This window comes from Hyphomicrobium sp. ghe19 (assembly GCF_902712875.1).
GTDB lineage: Bacteria > Pseudomonadota > Alphaproteobacteria > Rhizobiales > Hyphomicrobiaceae > Hyphomicrobium_B.
Map to the genome: position 1 here is coordinate 13455 of NZ_LR743509.1, position 15726 is coordinate 29180.

The window sequence follows — 15726 nt, forward strand, 5'->3', positions numbered from 1 at the left end:
CGAAGTACCGTTCGTGTGTGCCGGATCAATGCAGCACTAAGAAGACCTAACAAGGTTCGGCTTCTTGCTCCAGCGTCAATGTCCGGAGTCGATTGCAGCATGTGAAAGTGTGGCGCTCCGGTCTCAGGAACGAATCGCCGCTATTGCTTAAGAATTGCTTTGTCGATCGCGAGAGCGAGCTGATCAACGTCGTTCGTGTGCGGGATCGGCGCGAGCAATGTTCCATCCTTATCCATCAGATAGAAGATCGCCGAGTGATCGATGCTGTAACGCGAGGGATCCTTGTCGTCCGGAACTTTCTGGTAAAAAACGCGATAAGCTTTCGCAGCCGCGGCAATGTCGCTGTCGCTTCCCGTCAAGCCGACGAGGCGCGGATGAAAGCTTTTCACATACGTCGCGAGCTTTTCGGGAGTATCTTGCTCGGGATCGAGGGTGATGAGGACCGGCACGATATCGTCAGCGCGATGGCCGAGCTTGTCGAGCGCAGCCGACATCACCTGAAGGCCCGCCGGGCAAATATCGGGACAATTGGTGAAACCGAAGAATACCAGCATGTAGCGCCCGAGGAAGTCCTTCTCGGTGACGCGCTTGCCGGTTTGATCGATGAGGCTGAAGGGGCCGCCAACGGTCGCTTTGCCGGTAACCTGGGCTTCGCCATTTACCGTAGGCGCGGGCACTTTCAGCGCAATAAAGGCAAGCGCAGCGCCAGTTAGGAGGCCAGCGAAGATCATCCCAATCGTCGTACGGTTCATTAGCTTGATGTCTCCATCGCCCTTTGGGTAAGAATGTAGCTAAGCTGATAACATGTCGGCTTTCTAATGCAGGCGTGCAAGCGCGAGCGATATGCGGCTTGCGGTCACGACACTGAAACGGATTCATCAATTCATGAGCATGCCTTCTGATAGCGCGCCCGCGCCGGTTCTCAAGGGCATCGTAAACGAACGCGAGAGTCAGCTCCGTCTTTTGACGAGCGTCCGTCTTCGCTGGATGGCGGTTCTCGGTCAGCTCGCGGCGATCGCGGCGGTGACGCTGCTTTACGGCTTCCCGCTCAACATCGGAAGCTGTCTCGTTCTGATCGCGCTCTCAGCGTGGCTGAACGTGTTTCTGTCGATCCGGTTTCCGGTGCGCCACCGCCTCAGCACCCGGCTCGCGTTCGGTCTGCTCGTCTACGATGTCGTTCAGCTTGCAGGCCTTCTCTATCTGACCGGCGGTATCCAAAATCCGTTTTCGGTTTTGCTCGTCGCGCCTGTCACGGTCGCAGCGGCGACCTTGCCGCCGCGCTACACGCTCATCCTCGGAGCGGGCGTGATCGGCGCCGGCATGCTGCTCATCAACTTTCACTACCCGCTGCCATGGCGCGAAGGGACGCGGTTCGAACTTCCCTCCGATTACAAGGTCGGCGAGCTGTTGGCGCTGATCGCGTCCATGGCTTTCATGGCCTTCTTTACTTGGCGGCTGAACAAGGAATCCCGCCAGATGTCGGCAGCGTTGGCTGCGACCGATATGGTTCTCGCAAGCGAGCAGCGGCTGCACGCGCTCGACGGATTGGCGGCTGCGGCAGCGCATGAACTCGGCACTCCGCTGTCGACGATCGCTCTCGTTGCAAAGGAACTCGAGTACGAGCTCGGCAGCGACAGCCGGTATCGCGAGGACCTGCAACTTCTTCACAGTCAGGCCCGGCGTTGCCGCGAAATTCTGCAGAAGCTCACGCGGAAGCCCGACGAGCAGGATCCGATGCACGCAAGTCTGAGCGTCATAGAACTGCTCGAAGAGGCGTCGGCGCCGCACCGCAACTCCGGCAAGCGCATCATCATTTCCGCAAGCTCGTTGCCGGGTCTCGACGATGAGGTGAGGATCGAGCCGGTCGCACATCGCCGGCCGGGCGTGATCTACGGTCTCGGCAATCTTATCGAGAATGCCGTCAGCTTTGCGCAATCAGAGGTGCAGATCAGCGCGCGCTGGAACGGGTCGCACGTCTTCTTTACGATCACCGATAATGGTCCGGGCTTTGCGCCGGAGATGATGGACAGCATCGGCGAGCCTTACGTTACGACGCGGCGCTTCGAGGATAAGGGCGACCACGGCCACTCGGGGTTGGGGCTCGGTCTCTTCATCGCGAAGACGCTGCTCGAGCGGTCTGGGGCTACGGTTGCGTTTTCAAACCTCACTCCGCCGCGGCACGGAGCCAATGTTCAGATCTCATGGCCAAGGGCCGCTTTCGAGCTTCCGCCGGGCGCCTTCGCCTGGCCTGGCCGGCGGGCTTCGGCCTCGCAAATCGCCTAATCTGGCAATTTGGCACGAATGGCCGACCTTCTTTTGCTCCGATAGTAACCTTTTGGGTTGTTTTTTGCTTGCGTAAGGGGTTGCGGCCGGGTAGGCGGCGATGGATTATGTACCGTCATGAAAAAAGCAACGGATAATACGTGATCCGGGAGGCTACTTTGGTTACCGAAGACCTGTCTTTCAAGCAGGATGAATTACCAGCCGACCGCTCGTTGGTTATCGTCGACGACGACAGGTCGTTCTTGCAGCGTCTGGCGCGCGCGATGGAGCTTCGCGGCTTCGAAGTGCGCTTTGGCCATTCGGTTGCTGAAGGTGTCGATCTCATTCGCGAAAAGGCTCCGGCGTTCGCTGTTGTCGACATGCGCCTCGAGGACGGTTCCGGACTCGACGTCATCGCCGAGTTGGCGAAGGCTCGCCCCGATGCGCGCGCGATCGTTCTCACCGGCTACGGCAACATCGCGACCGCGGTTACGGCTGTGAAGCTCGGCGCCGTCGACTATCTCGCGAAGCCTGCAGACGCCGACGACGTTACGGATGCGCTTCTCGCGCCGACGGATTCCAAGGCGCCGCCGCCAGAGAACCCGATGTCGGCAGACCGCGTGCGCTGGGAACACATCCAGCGCGTGTATGAACTTTGCAATCGCAATGTCTCCGAGACGGCGCGCCGCTTGAACATGCACCGCCGCACTCTGCAACGCATCCTCGCGAAGCGCGCTCCGAAATAACGGCGCAGGCTCGGGCGCTTTGCGATACTCAGGCTGCGCTCAGGCCTTCATTCTATTCCGAAGCCCGGATCGAGTTCGGCGTGCAGCCGCATCGATGCCGTGCGCGCGAGTGCAAGCGTCACCGCTTTGCGCCGGACGGTTGCCAATGGATGGTGCGGCGGCGTTCGCACCATCTCGCCCGCATAGGCGTCGGCCAGTATCAGCCCGGTATCGGCGGGTAGAATTTCCGTCGGAAAATCCGGTGCGACTGCGAAGAGCAACGCATCGCAATAGTCGCGGTACTCCGGCCATTTCTGATCGGCGCGGAAGTCGGCAATGCTCGACTTGATTTCAACAATCCAGATTTGACCATCGCGGCGGATGCTCAGGATGTCGGCGCGGCGTCCGTTGGCGAGCGAGACTTCGCTGACGCTTTCGAAGTCGAGGGAGCGGAGGAGCCGTTGCGTGCCGCGCAGAATAGCGCGGGCGCGTTCGTAATCCCGGGTCTTTTCTGCGGGAGCAGCCGCGGCGTAAGGATTCGTTACGGATGACGGGTCGTCGGTCATGGTGCCGCCATTATGCCCGTGCGACTGTCGGTGACAAGCGGGCGGCGGGGGCGGCCTTCTCGTCACCCGACAAGCCGGCGATGGTCGTTAGAGTCTCCAGGGGAGAGATCGTGCGAATGGTTTTCTGGCGCAGCAGGGCGGAGAAAAAAGCCGAAGCTCCGGCTACCGCCGGCGAGGAGGATGCGACCAAAGCTTCGTCCGCTGGGGCGGGTTCGCGTAGCGCAACCGAGCCACTGACCAATGTCGTGACACTCATGACGAACCGTCTGGCGGATCGTCTGGCAGATCGTCTGGCCGATGTTTCGACGGCGGACGGGCAGAGCGAACCCACAGAGAAGACGACGGCGAACAGCTTGGCGCCGATCAAACCAATCGAACAGACGCACTTCTTCGGGCAGAAACGCGCCATCGCAAAAATTCGAACGGCGCTGGAGGCAAGCCGTGGCGAGCATCTCGTCATCATGGGGCAGCCCGGCACTGGCCGACTTGGACTTGCCGAAGCGATCGCCAAGGATGTGGCGCGGTCGCCCGCTCCGGATTGGATTTACGTCGTCGATCACGATGCACCGTCGCGCGCGAAGGGCTTCGCCCTGCCGGCGGGCGAGGGCGTGCGTGTCCGTCGCGAGGTTCGCGGAGTCACGGCCAAGGCCTGGGCCGCATTCAATCGTTATCTCAAGAGCGAAGAGCATCGCATCAGTCTCGATCTGCTCGAGGAAGAGATGCGATACCACAGCGAAAAGGCGGTCGAGCCGGTGCGCCAACGCGCGGAAGCGCAGAACATTGCCGTCGTCAAATCGCTCGATGGCTATGTGCTCGCGCCGATGCACGAAGGCCGCGTCGTCAGGTCGGATGTTTTTCGTGCGCTTCCGGATTCGATGAAGCGGAACGTCGAAGCCAAGATCACCGCGTTCGAGGACGAGCTGCAATCCATCGTCGCGACGCTGCCCGAAGCCGAATTCGGCGCAAGCGAAAAGCACGACGCCCTGCTTCGGCAGACGGCGTTGCGCGCCGTTCGCCCCGGTCTTGCGGCGATCAAGAAATCCTATCCGGACGATGCCTCCCTCGCGAGCGCCCTCGATGCGGTCGAAGAAACGTTCATGACTTTTGCGGTGCGCGGCATGGGGACGGAAAAGGCTGTCCCGCCGGTCGTTCTCGATTGCGATGACGGGCACTTCGCCGATCCATCGGTGCGCAGCCATGTCGTCATCGCGCGGACGGCGTCGGCAACCGACCTCCTCGGCGAAATCAGCCGCGATGCGCTGGGTTTTGCCGTGCTTCTTCCCGGCCATTTGATGCGGGCGGGATCCGGCATCGTCATCATCGAGGCTTGGCGGCTTGCTGCCGATCCGGCGACGTGGCTTGCGCTCAGCGCCGCCATTCGCAGCAAAGAGATCGTGCCGGTCAATGCGGCGGGCGTCGGCGTCAAAGCCGATCCGATCCCGCTGATGGCGACCATCGTGCTCATCGCGGACGCGCAATCTTGGTCGAAGCTCGAAGCCATCGAGCCCGGCGTCGCGCGGCACTTTCCGCATGTCGCGAAGTTTGCCGAGACGGTGCCGATCGCGGAACTCAGCGAAAGCGACTTCGCCAAGGGCGCTGCGCGGATGGCGTCGGATCATGGACTTCGACCGCTCAATGGGGCTGTGGCGCCGCTGATCTATAAGGATGCGGTTCGCCGCGGCGGCGGACGTGTATCGCTGGCCGGTATCGCGCTTCTGCACCTTCTGCAGGAGGCGGATGCAATCGCCGCAGACCAATCGGCGTCGCAAATACGTGCTGCCGATCTTACCGAAGCGCTGTCACGGCGCGCCGACGGCGCCACGCCGTGATTGCGCATGTCGCTGAAGCTTCGGAGCTTTCGGGCCGGGTCGTCCTCTGGCTCGATCCCGCAGCCGACTATCCGGCGTCGCGGCTTGAAGCACCCGTTCTGCTGGCTGCCGCTTATGGGGCCGAGATCGAAACGGTTGTCGTTTCCGATGGAACTGCCGGCGACGCAGACGGCGTGCCTGTCCGCATGGTTGGACACGCCGCGCGCGCCGAGGTGAGCGCTCTCGTCGAATACGACCGGCGTTTCGAACTTCTCGTCGCGCGTTGCCGCCGTGCTGTCGACAAGGCCGGTGCGGCTCGCGGCGTCACGGTGCGCCACACGCTCGCCGCGGGCGATGCCGTCGACCGGATTTCGGAGATGTGCGACGAGCGCGGACCTTGGAACATCGTTGCGCTGGCGCGTATGCCCGCCTCGCACAGCGATTCCGTCATCGGGACACTGCTTGCCAACGTCGGCGGCGCGACAGGATTTTTGCTCTGTGGCGAACAGAGATCGACGCAATCGCGCGTCGTGGTCGTCGTCGAAGATGCCGATCGGCTGCCGTCGATGCTGCGCGCGGCGGAGCGCCTTTCGGCGCCGCGGGCCCCCGTGCATATCGTGATCGCGGCCGACACCGCGGATGGATATGCAGACATCGAAGGGCAGTCGCGACTGCTGGCGTCTGAATCCAGCCTGCCGATCGTTTTCGAGGATGCGCGTCCGACCTTCGGTGTTCCGGGCGCGCTGACGGAATTCATCGCGCGGCTGAGGCCGAGCTTAACGATCGCCGTTTTCGGCGGTTCGGCGCTGGCCGATGGCCGCGAGGTGGCGCGCGCTTCCGTCGTCGCGCGTACGCCGATCCTGCTCGTTCGCTAAGGTCACCTTCGGCCAACGCGGCGCAGGTTCGGCGTCAGGATTGTTTTTCAACTTGCGGATAGAAGAACGCAGGCCCCGAGCCGATGATCAATGGGTCATGCTTGCCGATGGCTTTGAGATCGCGCCCTTCGTATTCGATCGAAAGCAAGACGTGACGGATGGTTTCCAAGCGGGCGCGGCGCTGATCGTTGGCGCGAACGACGGTCCAGGGGGCAATCGCCGTACTGGTGAAACGGAACATATCGATTTCGGCGCGCGTGTAGTCGTCGTATCTATCGAGCGACGCGAGATCGACGGCCGACAGCTTCCACTGCTTCAATGGATTTTTTGCGCGCTCGTAGAAGCGCTTCAACTGCATTTCGCGACCGATGGGCAAATAATATTTGAATAGCTTTATGCCGTCGCGGACGAGGAGGCCTTCAAACTCGGGTGCTTCGCGGAGGAAGACCGCGAGCTGGTCCGGGGTGCAAAAGCCCATCACGCGCTCGACTCCGGCGCGGTTATACCAAGACCGGTCGAAGAGGACGATTTCGCCGGCGCTCGGCAGATGCACCGCGTAGCGCTGAAAGTAGAGCTGGCCGCGTTCTGTTTCAGTCGGCTTCGGCAGAGCAACGGTGCGGGTGTTGCGCGGGTTCATGTGCTCGTTGAAGGCCTTGATGCACGAACTCTTGCCCGATCCGTCGCGACCTTCGTAGAGGCAGAGGATTCTATTGCCGGTTTTGAGATTGTATTTCTGCAGCTTCATCAGCTCGATCTGCAGCGTCAGCAGCTGCTGTTCGTACTCTTCGCGATCTATGCGCTTGTCGTAGGGGTAGCCGCCGGAGCGCATCGCCGCGTCATCAATCTCCTTCGGTAGTTTCGGAGGATCGAGAGAGTAGCCCTTGGGCAAGGTCGAGCCGTGGCGATCGCCCGATGACACGTCGTTGGACGGTTCGGAGCCGTTGTGGCGACCGCCAACGGTCGCTGCCTCGTCGGTAAGCGGCTCGAACTCGTCAGACTCGTCCGGGGGCTCGCCGGGCTTTTTGTCTTTGTGCTTGTTCTTGCCCATTTATCGTCTCCGTTGCCGGACAAAGCGGGCGCACCCTAGCACAGGGTGGCCACCTGGCGTCATCGCGCGAGACGGATTGTCGAGTTCTTCTGAAGCGGGTGGATCCGAAGCGGACATGAGAAAGCCAGCAGCCACCCCCGCGGCTGCTGGCTTTCTCTCTTCTTCCACCGGCCAAGCCCCCCGGCATACCGATGGTTAAACGTGGTGCGAGATCCGGTTACCGGATCTCAGAAATCGTTCTCAGGCCCGCTGCTTGGTCGGGTCGGAGCCTGCGATCGCGGGAGCCGGCAGGCTCGCTGTGACCGGCGCTTCGATTTCCGGGCGATCGCGGCGACGAGGTGCGACGGGCTGGAACGCGCGCCGGGCATGAACCTCGCAGTAGGGCAGCAACGGCACCTTGGCGCGGCCGCAGAAATGGAATTCCGAGGTTTGCGGGTCGCCGATGGGCCAGCGGCAGCTGCACTCGCCCAGCGTCTGAATGGTTTTTCTTTCGGCCACCGGAATTTCGATCTCTTCCGCAGGCGCCACGTAAGTTTCGGCGTCGATATAGAGTGCCCGCACGGCAGGATTTCCGGCTTGCGCGAAGCGCTGCTTCACCGGTCTCTTCGCATTCGCCAATCGGGTGCGGGGACGGTGCGACTTCATTCGCGAAGTCGTTGCCCGGCCGGACAGACCAAGGCGGTGCACCTTGCCGATGACGGCATTGCGCGTCACGCTTCCAAGGCGGCCTGCAATCTGGCTGGCGCTCAGTCCTTCCGACCAGAGCCTTTTTAAAAGGTCCACGCGCTCATCAGTCCAAGACATCCGTAGATTGCTCCCTCTCGAGCCGCAGAACAGCGGCGGTGCACCCCCCGGTGCCCGCAGTTACCCGGCCGCAATCGAGCCCAAGCCAACGCGCGCGAACGAACACGACGCGACGGCTGAGGACGACGGTCCCGACCGGTTACAAACGCAAAAACTTGAGGAGACGCAGAACAGGAACGCGCACGAAACACGGGCGGTCCGCTAACAAGCGGTTGCCCAAGGCGCGGTCAGGGCCGATACACATCCAAGGAAAAGCGGCTGGCGCCGCCATATCTCGTGGCCTGACAACGATAAGTTACAACATGCTGAATCCCGTCTACAAGCCAGAGCTGCAAGCTAGGGGGTATTGACAGGGAGAAGTGGCGACTGCGCCACAGACGATTCGCGCCAGGGGATATCTCTGATTTTCGTGTATGTCCTCCCCCACTTCAACCATAAGGCGGTGGCATTGGCAATTCGGCCCGCGATCTCAATGGTCAAATCCGAGCATTTATTGACAGGAATAGGCGCAGGCGTTATCAGGGGTTGTGATTGAGCCGCCGGAATTGGGCGGCTTTTTGATTTTCTGCTCAGGGTAATCCACGCATCATGTCTTCTTCCCCTGCAGCGCTGGGGAAAGCTTCCCGTAGCGCTTCCGAAACCGGCGGACCGTCAACGGCTGTGATGGGCACCTACGCCCGTCAGGACATCGTTTTCGTGCGCGGAGAGGGCTGCTGGCTGACCGCCGAGACCGGCGAGCGCTATCTCGATTTCGGGTCCGGCGTCGCGGTCAATTCGCTGGGTCATGCGCATCCGCAACTCGTCGCGGCGCTAAAGGCACAGGCCGAGAAACTCTGGCATACGTCGAACCTTTACCGTGTCGAGGGCCAGGAGGCGGTGGCCGACAAGCTGACGCGGCTGACGTTTGCCGAGCAGATCTTCTTCTGTAATTCGGGCGCAGAAGCCTGCGAGGGCGCGATCAAGGTTGCGCGGCGCTATCATTATGTATCGGGCGAGCCCAATCGCCAGCGCATCATTGCTTTTCGCGGCGCGTTTCATGGGCGGACTCTCGCGACGCTCGCTGCTGCCGGTAACGAAAAGTATCTCGAAGGCTTCGGCCCGGCCGCCGAGGGGTTCGATCATGTCGATCTCGGCGATCTCGAAGCGCTCGAAGCCGCAATCGGACCGGAGACGGCCGCGATCATGCTCGAGCCCATTCAGGGCGAGGGCGGCGTCAGGGCTGTCTCGCCGGAATTTCTCAGAGCCGTTCGCGAGCTTTGCGACAAGCATGGGCTGCTGCTCGTGCTCGACGAGGTTCAGACCGGCATGGGCCGGACAGGCAAGCTCTTCGCGCACGAATGGGCGGGGATCACTCCGGATGTCATGGCGATCGCCAAGGGCTTCGGCGGGGGATTTCCTGTCGGCGCCGTGTTGGCGACGGCGAACGCAGCCAAGGGGATGACGCCCGGCACGCACGGCTCCACGTTCGGCGGCAATCCGCTGGCGATGGCCGTCGCTTCGACAGTTCTCGACGTTATCTCAGAGCCCGGTTTCCTCGAGGCCGTGCAGATAAAGACATTGCGTCTGAAGCAGGGTCTCGAGGGCCTCAGGGATCAGCACGCGGAACTCGTCGAAGAGGTTCGCGGCGCGGGTCTGTTGATGGGACTGAAACTCAAGGCCCACGTTGCGCCGCCGCAGGTGGTCAAGGCCGCCAACGAGGAGAAGCTCCTCATCGTCGGCGCCGGCGACAACAGTGTCCGCGTCCTTCCACCCCTCATTGCGACTGAGGACGAGATCGGCGAAGGGCTCAGGGCCCTCTCTCGCGCTCTCACCCGTGTCGCCCGCGAGACGTCCCGATGACCGGCTATTCGAAAGAGCTGGAGAAAGCTCCGCAAGTCATGACCACGAAACAAACTGCCCGGACCGTCCGGCATTTTCTCGACATCTCCGATCTCGACAGCAAGACGCTGCGGGGCATCATCGATGCAGCCCATGCGATGAAAAAGGCCGGCAAACGCGTGCCTCCGGCGCTTCGTCCGAAGGACATCGAGGATCTGGTTCTCGTTCTGATTTTCGAGAAGCCGTCGACGCGCACGCGCGTTTCATTCGATATCGCGATGCGCCAGCTCGGCGGCGGCGCGTTGACGCTCAATCATACCGATCTGCAGCTCGGCCGCGGTGAGTCCGTCGCCGATACCGCGCGCGTTCTCTCGCGCTATGCCGATGGCATCATGATCCGCGCCAACGAGCATGCGACGCTCGCAGAGCTCGCGCGTTACGCGACGATCCCCGTCATCAACGGCCTGACCGAGAAGAGCCACCCTTGCCAGGTGATGGCCGACATCCAGACGTTCGAAGAACATTTGGGTTCGATCGAGGGCAAGTCGGTCGCCTGGGTGGGCGATGGCAACAACGTTGCGGTTTCGTGGATGCATGCCGCTGTTCGTTTCGGATTCAAGCTCAAGATCGCAGCTCCGAAAGAACTCTTTCCGGAAGAGGAAGCGATCGCGTGGGTCCGGCGCGAAAATGGCGATGTTGAGATCGGCACCGATCCCGTGCACGCGGTCAAAGGCGTCGATTGCGTCGTCACCGATACGTGGGTTTCGATGGGCCAGTCCGATGCGGCGCGGCGGAAGAAGATGCTGGCGCCTTACGCCGTCGATGCGAAGCTCATGGGCATGGCAGCCAAGAACGCGATTTTCATGCACTGTCTGCCAGCCTATCGCGGGCATGAAGTGACAGAGGACGTTCTCGAAGGTCCGCAGTCGGTCGTTTTCGACGAAGCCGAGAACCGGCTGCATGCCCAGAAAGCCATTCTTGCATGGTGCTTCGGCGCCTGAGGGATTGTCTCGCCGATGCCGGTTGACTCGCCTCCCAGATTGACCGCGACGCCACCTGCCATCCCGGCAGACGACGTCGTCGTCGCGTTTCGCACGCAGAACTCCAACATCCGCGGGAGGCTTGTGCGGCTCGGGGCGACGCTCGATCAAATCGTCGTGCCGCATGCGATGCCCGACCTTCCGGGCCGGGCGCTTTCGGAAGCGCTGGCGTTGGCGGCTCTCTGCGGATCGGCATTGCCGCAAGGCGGCAATCTCAATCTGCTGACGCGTTCGGACGGCCCGGTTTCCATTCTCGTTGCCGATTATACCGCGAGCGGCCGGCTCAGGGGTTACGCGCGTTACGACGCGGACAAGATCGCGGAGATCGCTCGAAGCGGGACGCGCCACGAGACGGCTGCGGCGCTGGGTAACGGTCATCTCGCGATCACGCTCGATTCCGGTCCCGGACAGGAGCGCTATCAGGGTGTGCTCGCTTTTGAGGCGGCGCCGCTCTCGGCGACGACGGCTGCGTACTTCCAGCAGCGCGAGAGCCTGCCGACATTCATCCGGACGGCGGTCGCCGAGCATTACGTGGCGCCGCGTCAAACGCCCCAGTCGGACACGCGATGGCACCGGCGGGCCGGCGGCTTGATGGTGCAAAACGTCGGCGCGTCGCTCGAAGGCGGTGTCGAGCAGGACGATGACTGGAAGCGCGTCGAAATGCTGGCCGCGACGGTCGAAGATCTGGAGCTGCTCGATCCAGGCCTGACCGTCGAGCGGCTATTGCTCCGGCTCTTCCATGAGGAAGCCGTTGTGATCGAGCGGGTCATTCCGCTTTCCTCGTTCTGCCGGTGCAGCCGGGAAAAGGTCGAAAACGTGCTGCTCGCATTCGGCGCCAACGAACTGTCCGACATGCTCGACGACAACGGAAAGATCGTCGTCACGTGCGAGTTCTGCACGGCGCGATATGTTTTCTCGCTCGATGAATTGAGAGCGGCCGGCGGCTGAGATTTGCCTGCAGGCCAGCCGCGCAACCGCCTTCAGTTATTTGCCGAGACCGCCGTTCGCAGCCTTACCCTGTTGCCCTTCCGCGTCACGCGGGTCGCCGCTTGCCGGCGCCTTGCCCGAGACATCGTATTCAGTCTTCGAGCGCGCGCTGGCGATCTGAGAACCGTCGAGCTTACAGGTGCCGCTCTTGTCCATCAGGACGAACGCGGGGTTCGGCTTGTCGACGAATTCCTGTCGCGTGACCTTGCCGTCGCCGTTCTGATCGAAATATTTCAGATCCGCGATCACGAACATCTTGTCGATTTTGGTCAGGTTGTTCCATTCGGTTGCGTCGAGGGAATCGTCGTGATCGGTATCGGCGCTGTTGAAGAGGTCTTCTGCGTATGACTTCCACTCGTTGCACGTCACGACGTTGTCGTGGTTGAGATCCCAACTTCCGGCGGCCTGTAGATAGGCGCGGTCGATTTCAGAAATCGAGTTCCCACCACCGAACGGATTGATCGAGCCGATCGTCGGGACCGAGGCGGTCGAGCATCCGGCGAGTGCAAGCGCTGCGGACATGGCGCAGACCGAGGTATTGAGAACGTGAAAGCGTTTGGTCATTGGCCAGTCTCTAAAGATTGCGAAGGCTCGGCTGCTCAGGTGATTGGTACGCACAAGAGTGGGCCGGAAGCACGGCATTCCGAGAAGAAAGTGGTGGGTCCGCAAGATTGTCGCACGTTATGTCGTAGACAAGTCACACTCGGTCTCGCCCCGTCTAACTCCCTGCGGCGGATGGATTTTCGCTGCATTGCGGGATGAGCGCGGCCGGGCTCAGGTCTCTGCCCAGGCGCCGAGGCGGTCGAGAAAGCCCATGCATTTTACGATCTCGGTTTCAGCGATCCATTCGTCGGCAGTGTGCGCCTGAGCAATATCGCCCGGTCCGCAGACCACGGATGGCGCGCCCGCATTCTGAAAGAGGGCGGCCTCGGTGCCGTATGATACGCCGTACGTTTGGTTCTGGCCCGTCAATTTCAAAGCGAGCGCGACGACCTCGGATGACGGTTCGGCGCCAAAGGGCGGGACCGCATTGACGCGCTCGATATCGATGCCAGCTTCTGGTGCGATCGCGCGCATCTCGGGGAGGCAATGCTTGTCGGCATAGCGGCGCAACCGATCTTCGATCTCGTCGGGGTTCAATCCCGGCAACGCGCGGATATCGAAAACGAAGCTGCAATGCACGGGAACGATATTGGTGGCTGTGCCGCCGTCGATCGTCGTCACTTGCAGGGTCGAATAGGGTGGCTCGAAGCGAATGTCGATAACGCGCTGCTTCAGCTCAGATTCAATGCGGTCGAGTTCGCTGATCAGGCGTGTCGCGTAGGTGACCGCGTTCACACCGAGATGCGCCATGCTGGAATGCGCCGCTCGTCCCTTGACGTCGACGCGCCAGCGGACCGGACCTTTGTGGGCGTCGACGACCTGCATGCTCGTCGGCTCGCCGACGATCACCATGCGTGGTTTCGGAAGCGCCTTGCCGAGTTCGGCGATCATCGGGCGAACGCCAATGCAGCCGACTTCCTCATCATATGAGAAGGCGAGGTGGATCGGCTTCTTGAGTTTGCGTTTCTTGAAATCCGGAACGGCCGCGAGCGAGGCTGCGAGAAAGCCTTTCATATCGGCGGAGCCGCGGCCATAGAGACGGCCGCCTTCCGCTCTCAACGTGAACGGGTCGCTCGTCCAATCCTGCCCATCGACGGGCACAACGTCGGTGTGGCCAGAGAGAGCGATGCCGCCTTCGTCAGCCGGGCCGATCGTTGCGTAGAGCGAGGACTTCTGGCCGTCGTCGCTGACGATCCGATGCGACGGCACGCCGTGGCCTCGAAGATAATCTTCGACGAACGCGATCAGGCCAAGATTGTTCTTGTAGCTCGTCGTGTCGAAGGCCACGAGGCGCGCGAGCAATTCAACGGGAGTAAGGATTGGGCCTCTTGCTGCGCTCATCGGCTATCGCCGGGTTCAATTCATGCTGCGTCGGGTATAGGGGCTATCGAGCGAGAAGGCGGGAATAGCGACGTCGAAAAGCTTTCCCGTCTCGTCCGACATCTGATAGCTGCCGACCATGATACCCTGAGGCGTCTTCAAGGGACAACCCGACGTGTATTGGAACGACTTGCCGGGTGCGATCACCGGCGTCTGGCCGACGACGCCTGCGCCGCGAACCTCTTCGGTCCGGCCGAGTGCGTCCGTGATCCGCCACATGCGTGACTTGAGCTGGACGGTCTCGCCGCCATCGTTGTTGATCTCGACGGCGTAAGACCACACGAAGTGGCTATCTTCGGGCGACGACTGATCTTCCATGTAGCGCGGTTCGACACGGATGCGGATTCCGCGCGTCGTCGCTTCATAGGGCTGGAAGGCGGCAGCCGAAGCGGCCTTTCTCGATGACGAAGTCGGCGTACTTTTACTCATATTATCCCCGTTACCCCGTGACCCTCTTCACCGCATTAGTGAGATCGTCTGCTAAATCTTCGACTGCTTCAAGTCCGATCGAGAGACGGATCATACCATCACTAATGCCGAGTTCCGAGCGTTGCTCCGGCGTCAGCTTGAAATGGGTCGTCGTCGCGGGATGCGTGACAAGGCTTTTCGCGTCGCCCAGGTTATTCGAAAGCCTGATCAAACGGAGCGCGTTGAGGCACCGGAAGGCGCCCTGTTTACCACCCTCGACCTCGAAGGCGATCATTTGGCCGCCGCCCGGCATCTGCTTCTGTGCAAGCGCCGCCTGGGGATGATCCGCCCGTCCCGGGTATATCACCCGGGTCACGCCCTTCAGGCCGGCCAGAAGGTCAGCAATTTTGGCGGACGTTTCGCATTGAGCTTTGACGCGAATGGGCAGCGTTTCGAGGCCCTTCAGCATGACCCAGGCATTGAACGGGCTCATGGACGGGCCGGTCTGGCGGACCCATTCCTGAACGTATTTGGTGATGAATTCGCTTTTGCCGAGAACGGCGCCGCCGAGGCAGCGGCCCTGGCCGTCGATGTGCTTCGTCGTCGAATAGACGACGATGTCGGCGCCGAGCGCCAACGGCCGCTGCAGCATCGGCGTTGCGAATACGTTGTCGACGATGGACAGGATGCCGTTATCGCGCGCGATCTTGCAGACTGCGGCGATGTCGACCAACTCGAGAGCCGGATTGGATGGCGTCTCGAAGAAGAACATCTTGGTGTTCGGGCGAACGGCGTTGCGCCAGGCGTCGAGGTCTTTGCCATCGACGAGAGTCGCTTCGATGCCGAAACGCGGACAGAGCGTCTCGACGATATAACGGCACGAGCCGAAGAGCGCCCGCGCGGCGACGACGTGATCGCCGGTTCTCATATATGAGAGCATCGAGGCGGTAACGGCGGCCATGCCCGTTGCGGTGGCGCGGCACTCTTCTGCGCCCTCGAAAATCTTCAGGCGATCTTCGAACATCGAGATCGTCGGGTTTCCGAAGCGGGTGTATTGGAACCCGGGGTCTTCCTGCTTGAAGCGCGCCTCGGCCTGCTCTGCGCTTTTGTAGACGAAGCCCTGCGTCAGATGGAGGGCTTCGGAAGTCTCGCCCCATTCGGACCGGGTGATGCCGCCATGGACGAGCGCCGTGGCGGGCCGCCAAGCCGGGTTATTGGACGGGAACTGTTCGTCATTCGCCATTGGAAACGGCCTTTCGCGCAATAAAAATCCCGGTCCATAGGCACCGGCTGACGAAAGGCCGGGCGCGGGAAACCGGGAGCGCACACGGCCTCTTTAGCGACTTGTTTAACGTGGCTGCAAGCCGGCCGGCCAAAGGACCACGAAGTGTGGTGCGGGATT

General features: G+C 61.7%; 15 protein-coding genes and 1 riboswitch. Of the genes, 7 read left to right on the forward strand and 8 right to left on the reverse strand.

Features of this window, described 5'->3' with window-relative positions; translation table 11 throughout:
* Positions 1 to 140: 140 nt before the first annotated feature.
* Positions 141 to 752 carry an SCO family protein gene (locus AACL53_RS00050; RefSeq protein WP_339081210.1) on the reverse strand — a complete coding sequence of 204 codons (612 nt, stop codon included), beginning with the start codon at positions 750 to 752 and terminating at the stop codon, positions 141 to 143.
* A gap of 133 nt (positions 753 to 885) precedes the next feature.
* On the opposite strand from AACL53_RS00050, the gene AACL53_RS00055 reads away from it, so the two are divergent.
* On the forward strand, positions 886 to 2283 hold the full coding sequence (locus tag AACL53_RS00055; RefSeq protein ID WP_339081212.1) for an ActS/PrrB/RegB family redox-sensitive histidine kinase: 1398 nt from the start codon (positions 886 to 888) through the stop codon (positions 2281 to 2283).
* A gap of 158 nt (positions 2284 to 2441) precedes the next feature.
* Positions 2442 to 3008 (forward strand): ActR/PrrA/RegA family redox response regulator transcription factor, encoded by a 567-nt coding sequence (locus AACL53_RS00060; protein ID WP_339081214.1) that lies wholly within the window; start codon positions 2442 to 2444, stop codon positions 3006 to 3008.
* A 47-nt stretch (positions 3009 to 3055) separates the two neighbouring features.
* On the opposite strand, the gene AACL53_RS00065 is transcribed toward AACL53_RS00060, so the two are convergent.
* The gene (locus AACL53_RS00065; RefSeq protein WP_339081216.1) at positions 3056 to 3553 is read right to left on the reverse strand and encodes an MmcB family DNA repair protein; all 498 of its coding nucleotides are present in this window, start codon (positions 3551 to 3553) and stop codon (positions 3056 to 3058) included.
* 116 nt (positions 3554 to 3669) lie between these two features.
* Here AACL53_RS00065 and AACL53_RS00070 point away from each other — a divergent pair, with 116 nt between their 5' ends.
* Together AACL53_RS00070 and AACL53_RS00075 are read left to right on the forward strand one after the other, a co-directional pair.
* Positions 3670 to 5382, forward strand: coding sequence for an AAA family ATPase (locus tag AACL53_RS00070; protein WP_339081218.1), 1713 nt, complete (start codon positions 3670 to 3672; stop codon positions 5380 to 5382).
* Complete coding sequence (locus AACL53_RS00075) at positions 5379 to 6236, forward strand: hypothetical protein (protein WP_339081220.1); 858 nt, start codon at positions 5379 to 5381, stop codon at positions 6234 to 6236. The genes AACL53_RS00070 and AACL53_RS00075 overlap by 4 nt, the downstream gene beginning before the upstream one ends.
* A gap of 34 nt (positions 6237 to 6270) precedes the next feature.
* On the opposite strand, the gene ppk2 is transcribed toward AACL53_RS00075, so the two are convergent.
* Both ppk2 and AACL53_RS00085 read right to left on the reverse strand, forming a co-directional pair.
* The gene (gene ppk2 / locus AACL53_RS00080) at positions 6271 to 7284 is read right to left on the reverse strand and encodes a polyphosphate kinase 2 (RefSeq protein WP_339081222.1); all 1014 of its coding nucleotides are present in this window, start codon (positions 7282 to 7284) and stop codon (positions 6271 to 6273) included.
* A 240-nt stretch (positions 7285 to 7524) separates the two neighbouring features.
* Positions 7525 to 8088 (reverse strand): GcrA family cell cycle regulator, encoded by a 564-nt coding sequence (locus AACL53_RS00085; protein ID WP_339081224.1) that lies wholly within the window; start codon positions 8086 to 8088, stop codon positions 7525 to 7527.
* Positions 8089 to 8751: 663 nt separating this feature from the next.
* Between AACL53_RS00085 and AACL53_RS00090 the strand changes: the two genes are divergently transcribed.
* The 3 genes from AACL53_RS00090 to AACL53_RS00100 are packed head-to-tail and all read left to right on the forward strand — an operon-like array spanning position 8752 to position 11894.
* A complete protein-coding gene (locus AACL53_RS00090) occupies positions 8752 to 9927 on the forward strand; it encodes an aspartate aminotransferase family protein (protein ID WP_339086837.1) in 1176 nt (391 codons plus the stop codon).
* Positions 9924 to 10907: an ornithine carbamoyltransferase gene (argF, locus tag AACL53_RS00095; RefSeq protein WP_339081226.1), complete on the forward strand. Its 984-nt coding sequence runs from the start codon at positions 9924 to 9926 to the stop codon at positions 10905 to 10907. The genes AACL53_RS00090 and argF overlap by 4 nt, the downstream gene beginning before the upstream one ends.
* A gap of 15 nt (positions 10908 to 10922) precedes the next feature.
* Positions 10923 to 11894 carry an Hsp33 family molecular chaperone HslO gene (locus tag AACL53_RS00100; protein ID WP_339081228.1) on the forward strand — a complete coding sequence of 324 codons (972 nt, stop codon included), beginning with the start codon at positions 10923 to 10925 and terminating at the stop codon, positions 11892 to 11894.
* A gap of 36 nt (positions 11895 to 11930) precedes the next feature.
* Here AACL53_RS00100 and AACL53_RS00105 read toward each other — a convergent pair whose 3' ends face one another.
* From AACL53_RS00105 to metZ, 4 genes are all read right to left on the reverse strand, one after another.
* On the reverse strand, positions 11931 to 12497 hold the full coding sequence (locus AACL53_RS00105) for an EF-hand domain-containing protein (protein WP_339081230.1): 567 nt from the start codon (positions 12495 to 12497) through the stop codon (positions 11931 to 11933).
* 210 nt (positions 12498 to 12707) lie between these two features.
* Complete coding sequence (argE, locus tag AACL53_RS00110) at positions 12708 to 13877, reverse strand: acetylornithine deacetylase (RefSeq protein WP_339081232.1); 1170 nt, start codon at positions 13875 to 13877, stop codon at positions 12708 to 12710.
* A gap of 15 nt (positions 13878 to 13892) precedes the next feature.
* Positions 13893 to 14345, reverse strand: a complete 453-nt coding sequence (apaG, locus tag AACL53_RS00115; RefSeq protein ID WP_339081234.1) for a Co2+/Mg2+ efflux protein ApaG — start codon at positions 14343 to 14345, stop codon at positions 13893 to 13895.
* A gap of 10 nt (positions 14346 to 14355) precedes the next feature.
* A complete protein-coding gene (metZ, locus tag AACL53_RS00120; RefSeq protein ID WP_339081236.1) occupies positions 14356 to 15567 on the reverse strand; it encodes an O-succinylhomoserine sulfhydrylase in 1212 nt (403 codons plus the stop codon).
* Positions 15568 to 15639: 72 nt separating this feature from the next.
* A riboswitch (SAM riboswitch) is annotated at positions 15640 to 15718 on the reverse strand.
* Positions 15719 to 15726: the final 8 nt, after the last annotated feature.

Coding starts and splice junctions, on each gene's coding strand:
- AACL53_RS00050 (WP_339081210.1), bottom strand. CDS start 752: ATGAACCGTACGACGATTGGGATGATCTTCGCTGGCCTCCTAACTGGC.
- AACL53_RS00055 (WP_339081212.1), top strand. CDS start 886: ATGAGCATGCCTTCTGATAGCGCGCCCGCGCCGGTTCTCAAGGGCATC.
- AACL53_RS00065 (WP_339081216.1), bottom strand. CDS start 3,553: ATGACCGACGACCCGTCATCCGTAACGAATCCTTACGCCGCGGCTGCT.
- AACL53_RS00070 (WP_339081218.1), top strand. CDS start 3,670: ATGGTTTTCTGGCGCAGCAGGGCGGAGAAAAAAGCCGAAGCTCCGGCT.
- ppk2 (WP_339081222.1), bottom strand. CDS start 7,284: ATGGGCAAGAACAAGCACAAAGACAAAAAGCCCGGCGAGCCCCCGGAC.
- AACL53_RS00085 (WP_339081224.1), bottom strand. CDS start 8,088: ATGTCTTGGACTGATGAGCGCGTGGACCTTTTAAAAAGGCTCTGGTCG.
- AACL53_RS00090 (WP_339086837.1), top strand. CDS start 8,752: ATGGGCACCTACGCCCGTCAGGACATCGTTTTCGTGCGCGGAGAGGGC.
- argF (WP_339081226.1), top strand. CDS start 9,924: ATGACCGGCTATTCGAAAGAGCTGGAGAAAGCTCCGCAAGTCATGACC.
- AACL53_RS00100 (WP_339081228.1), top strand. CDS start 10,923: ATGCCGGTTGACTCGCCTCCCAGATTGACCGCGACGCCACCTGCCATC.
- AACL53_RS00105 (WP_339081230.1), bottom strand. CDS start 12,497: ATGACCAAACGCTTTCACGTTCTCAATACCTCGGTCTGCGCCATGTCC.
- argE (WP_339081232.1), bottom strand. CDS start 13,877: ATGAGCGCAGCAAGAGGCCCAATCCTTACTCCCGTTGAATTGCTCGCG.
- apaG (WP_339081234.1), bottom strand. CDS start 14,345: ATGAGTAAAAGTACGCCGACTTCGTCATCGAGAAAGGCCGCTTCGGCT.
- metZ (WP_339081236.1), bottom strand. CDS start 15,567: ATGGCGAATGACGAACAGTTCCCGTCCAATAACCCGGCTTGGCGGCCC.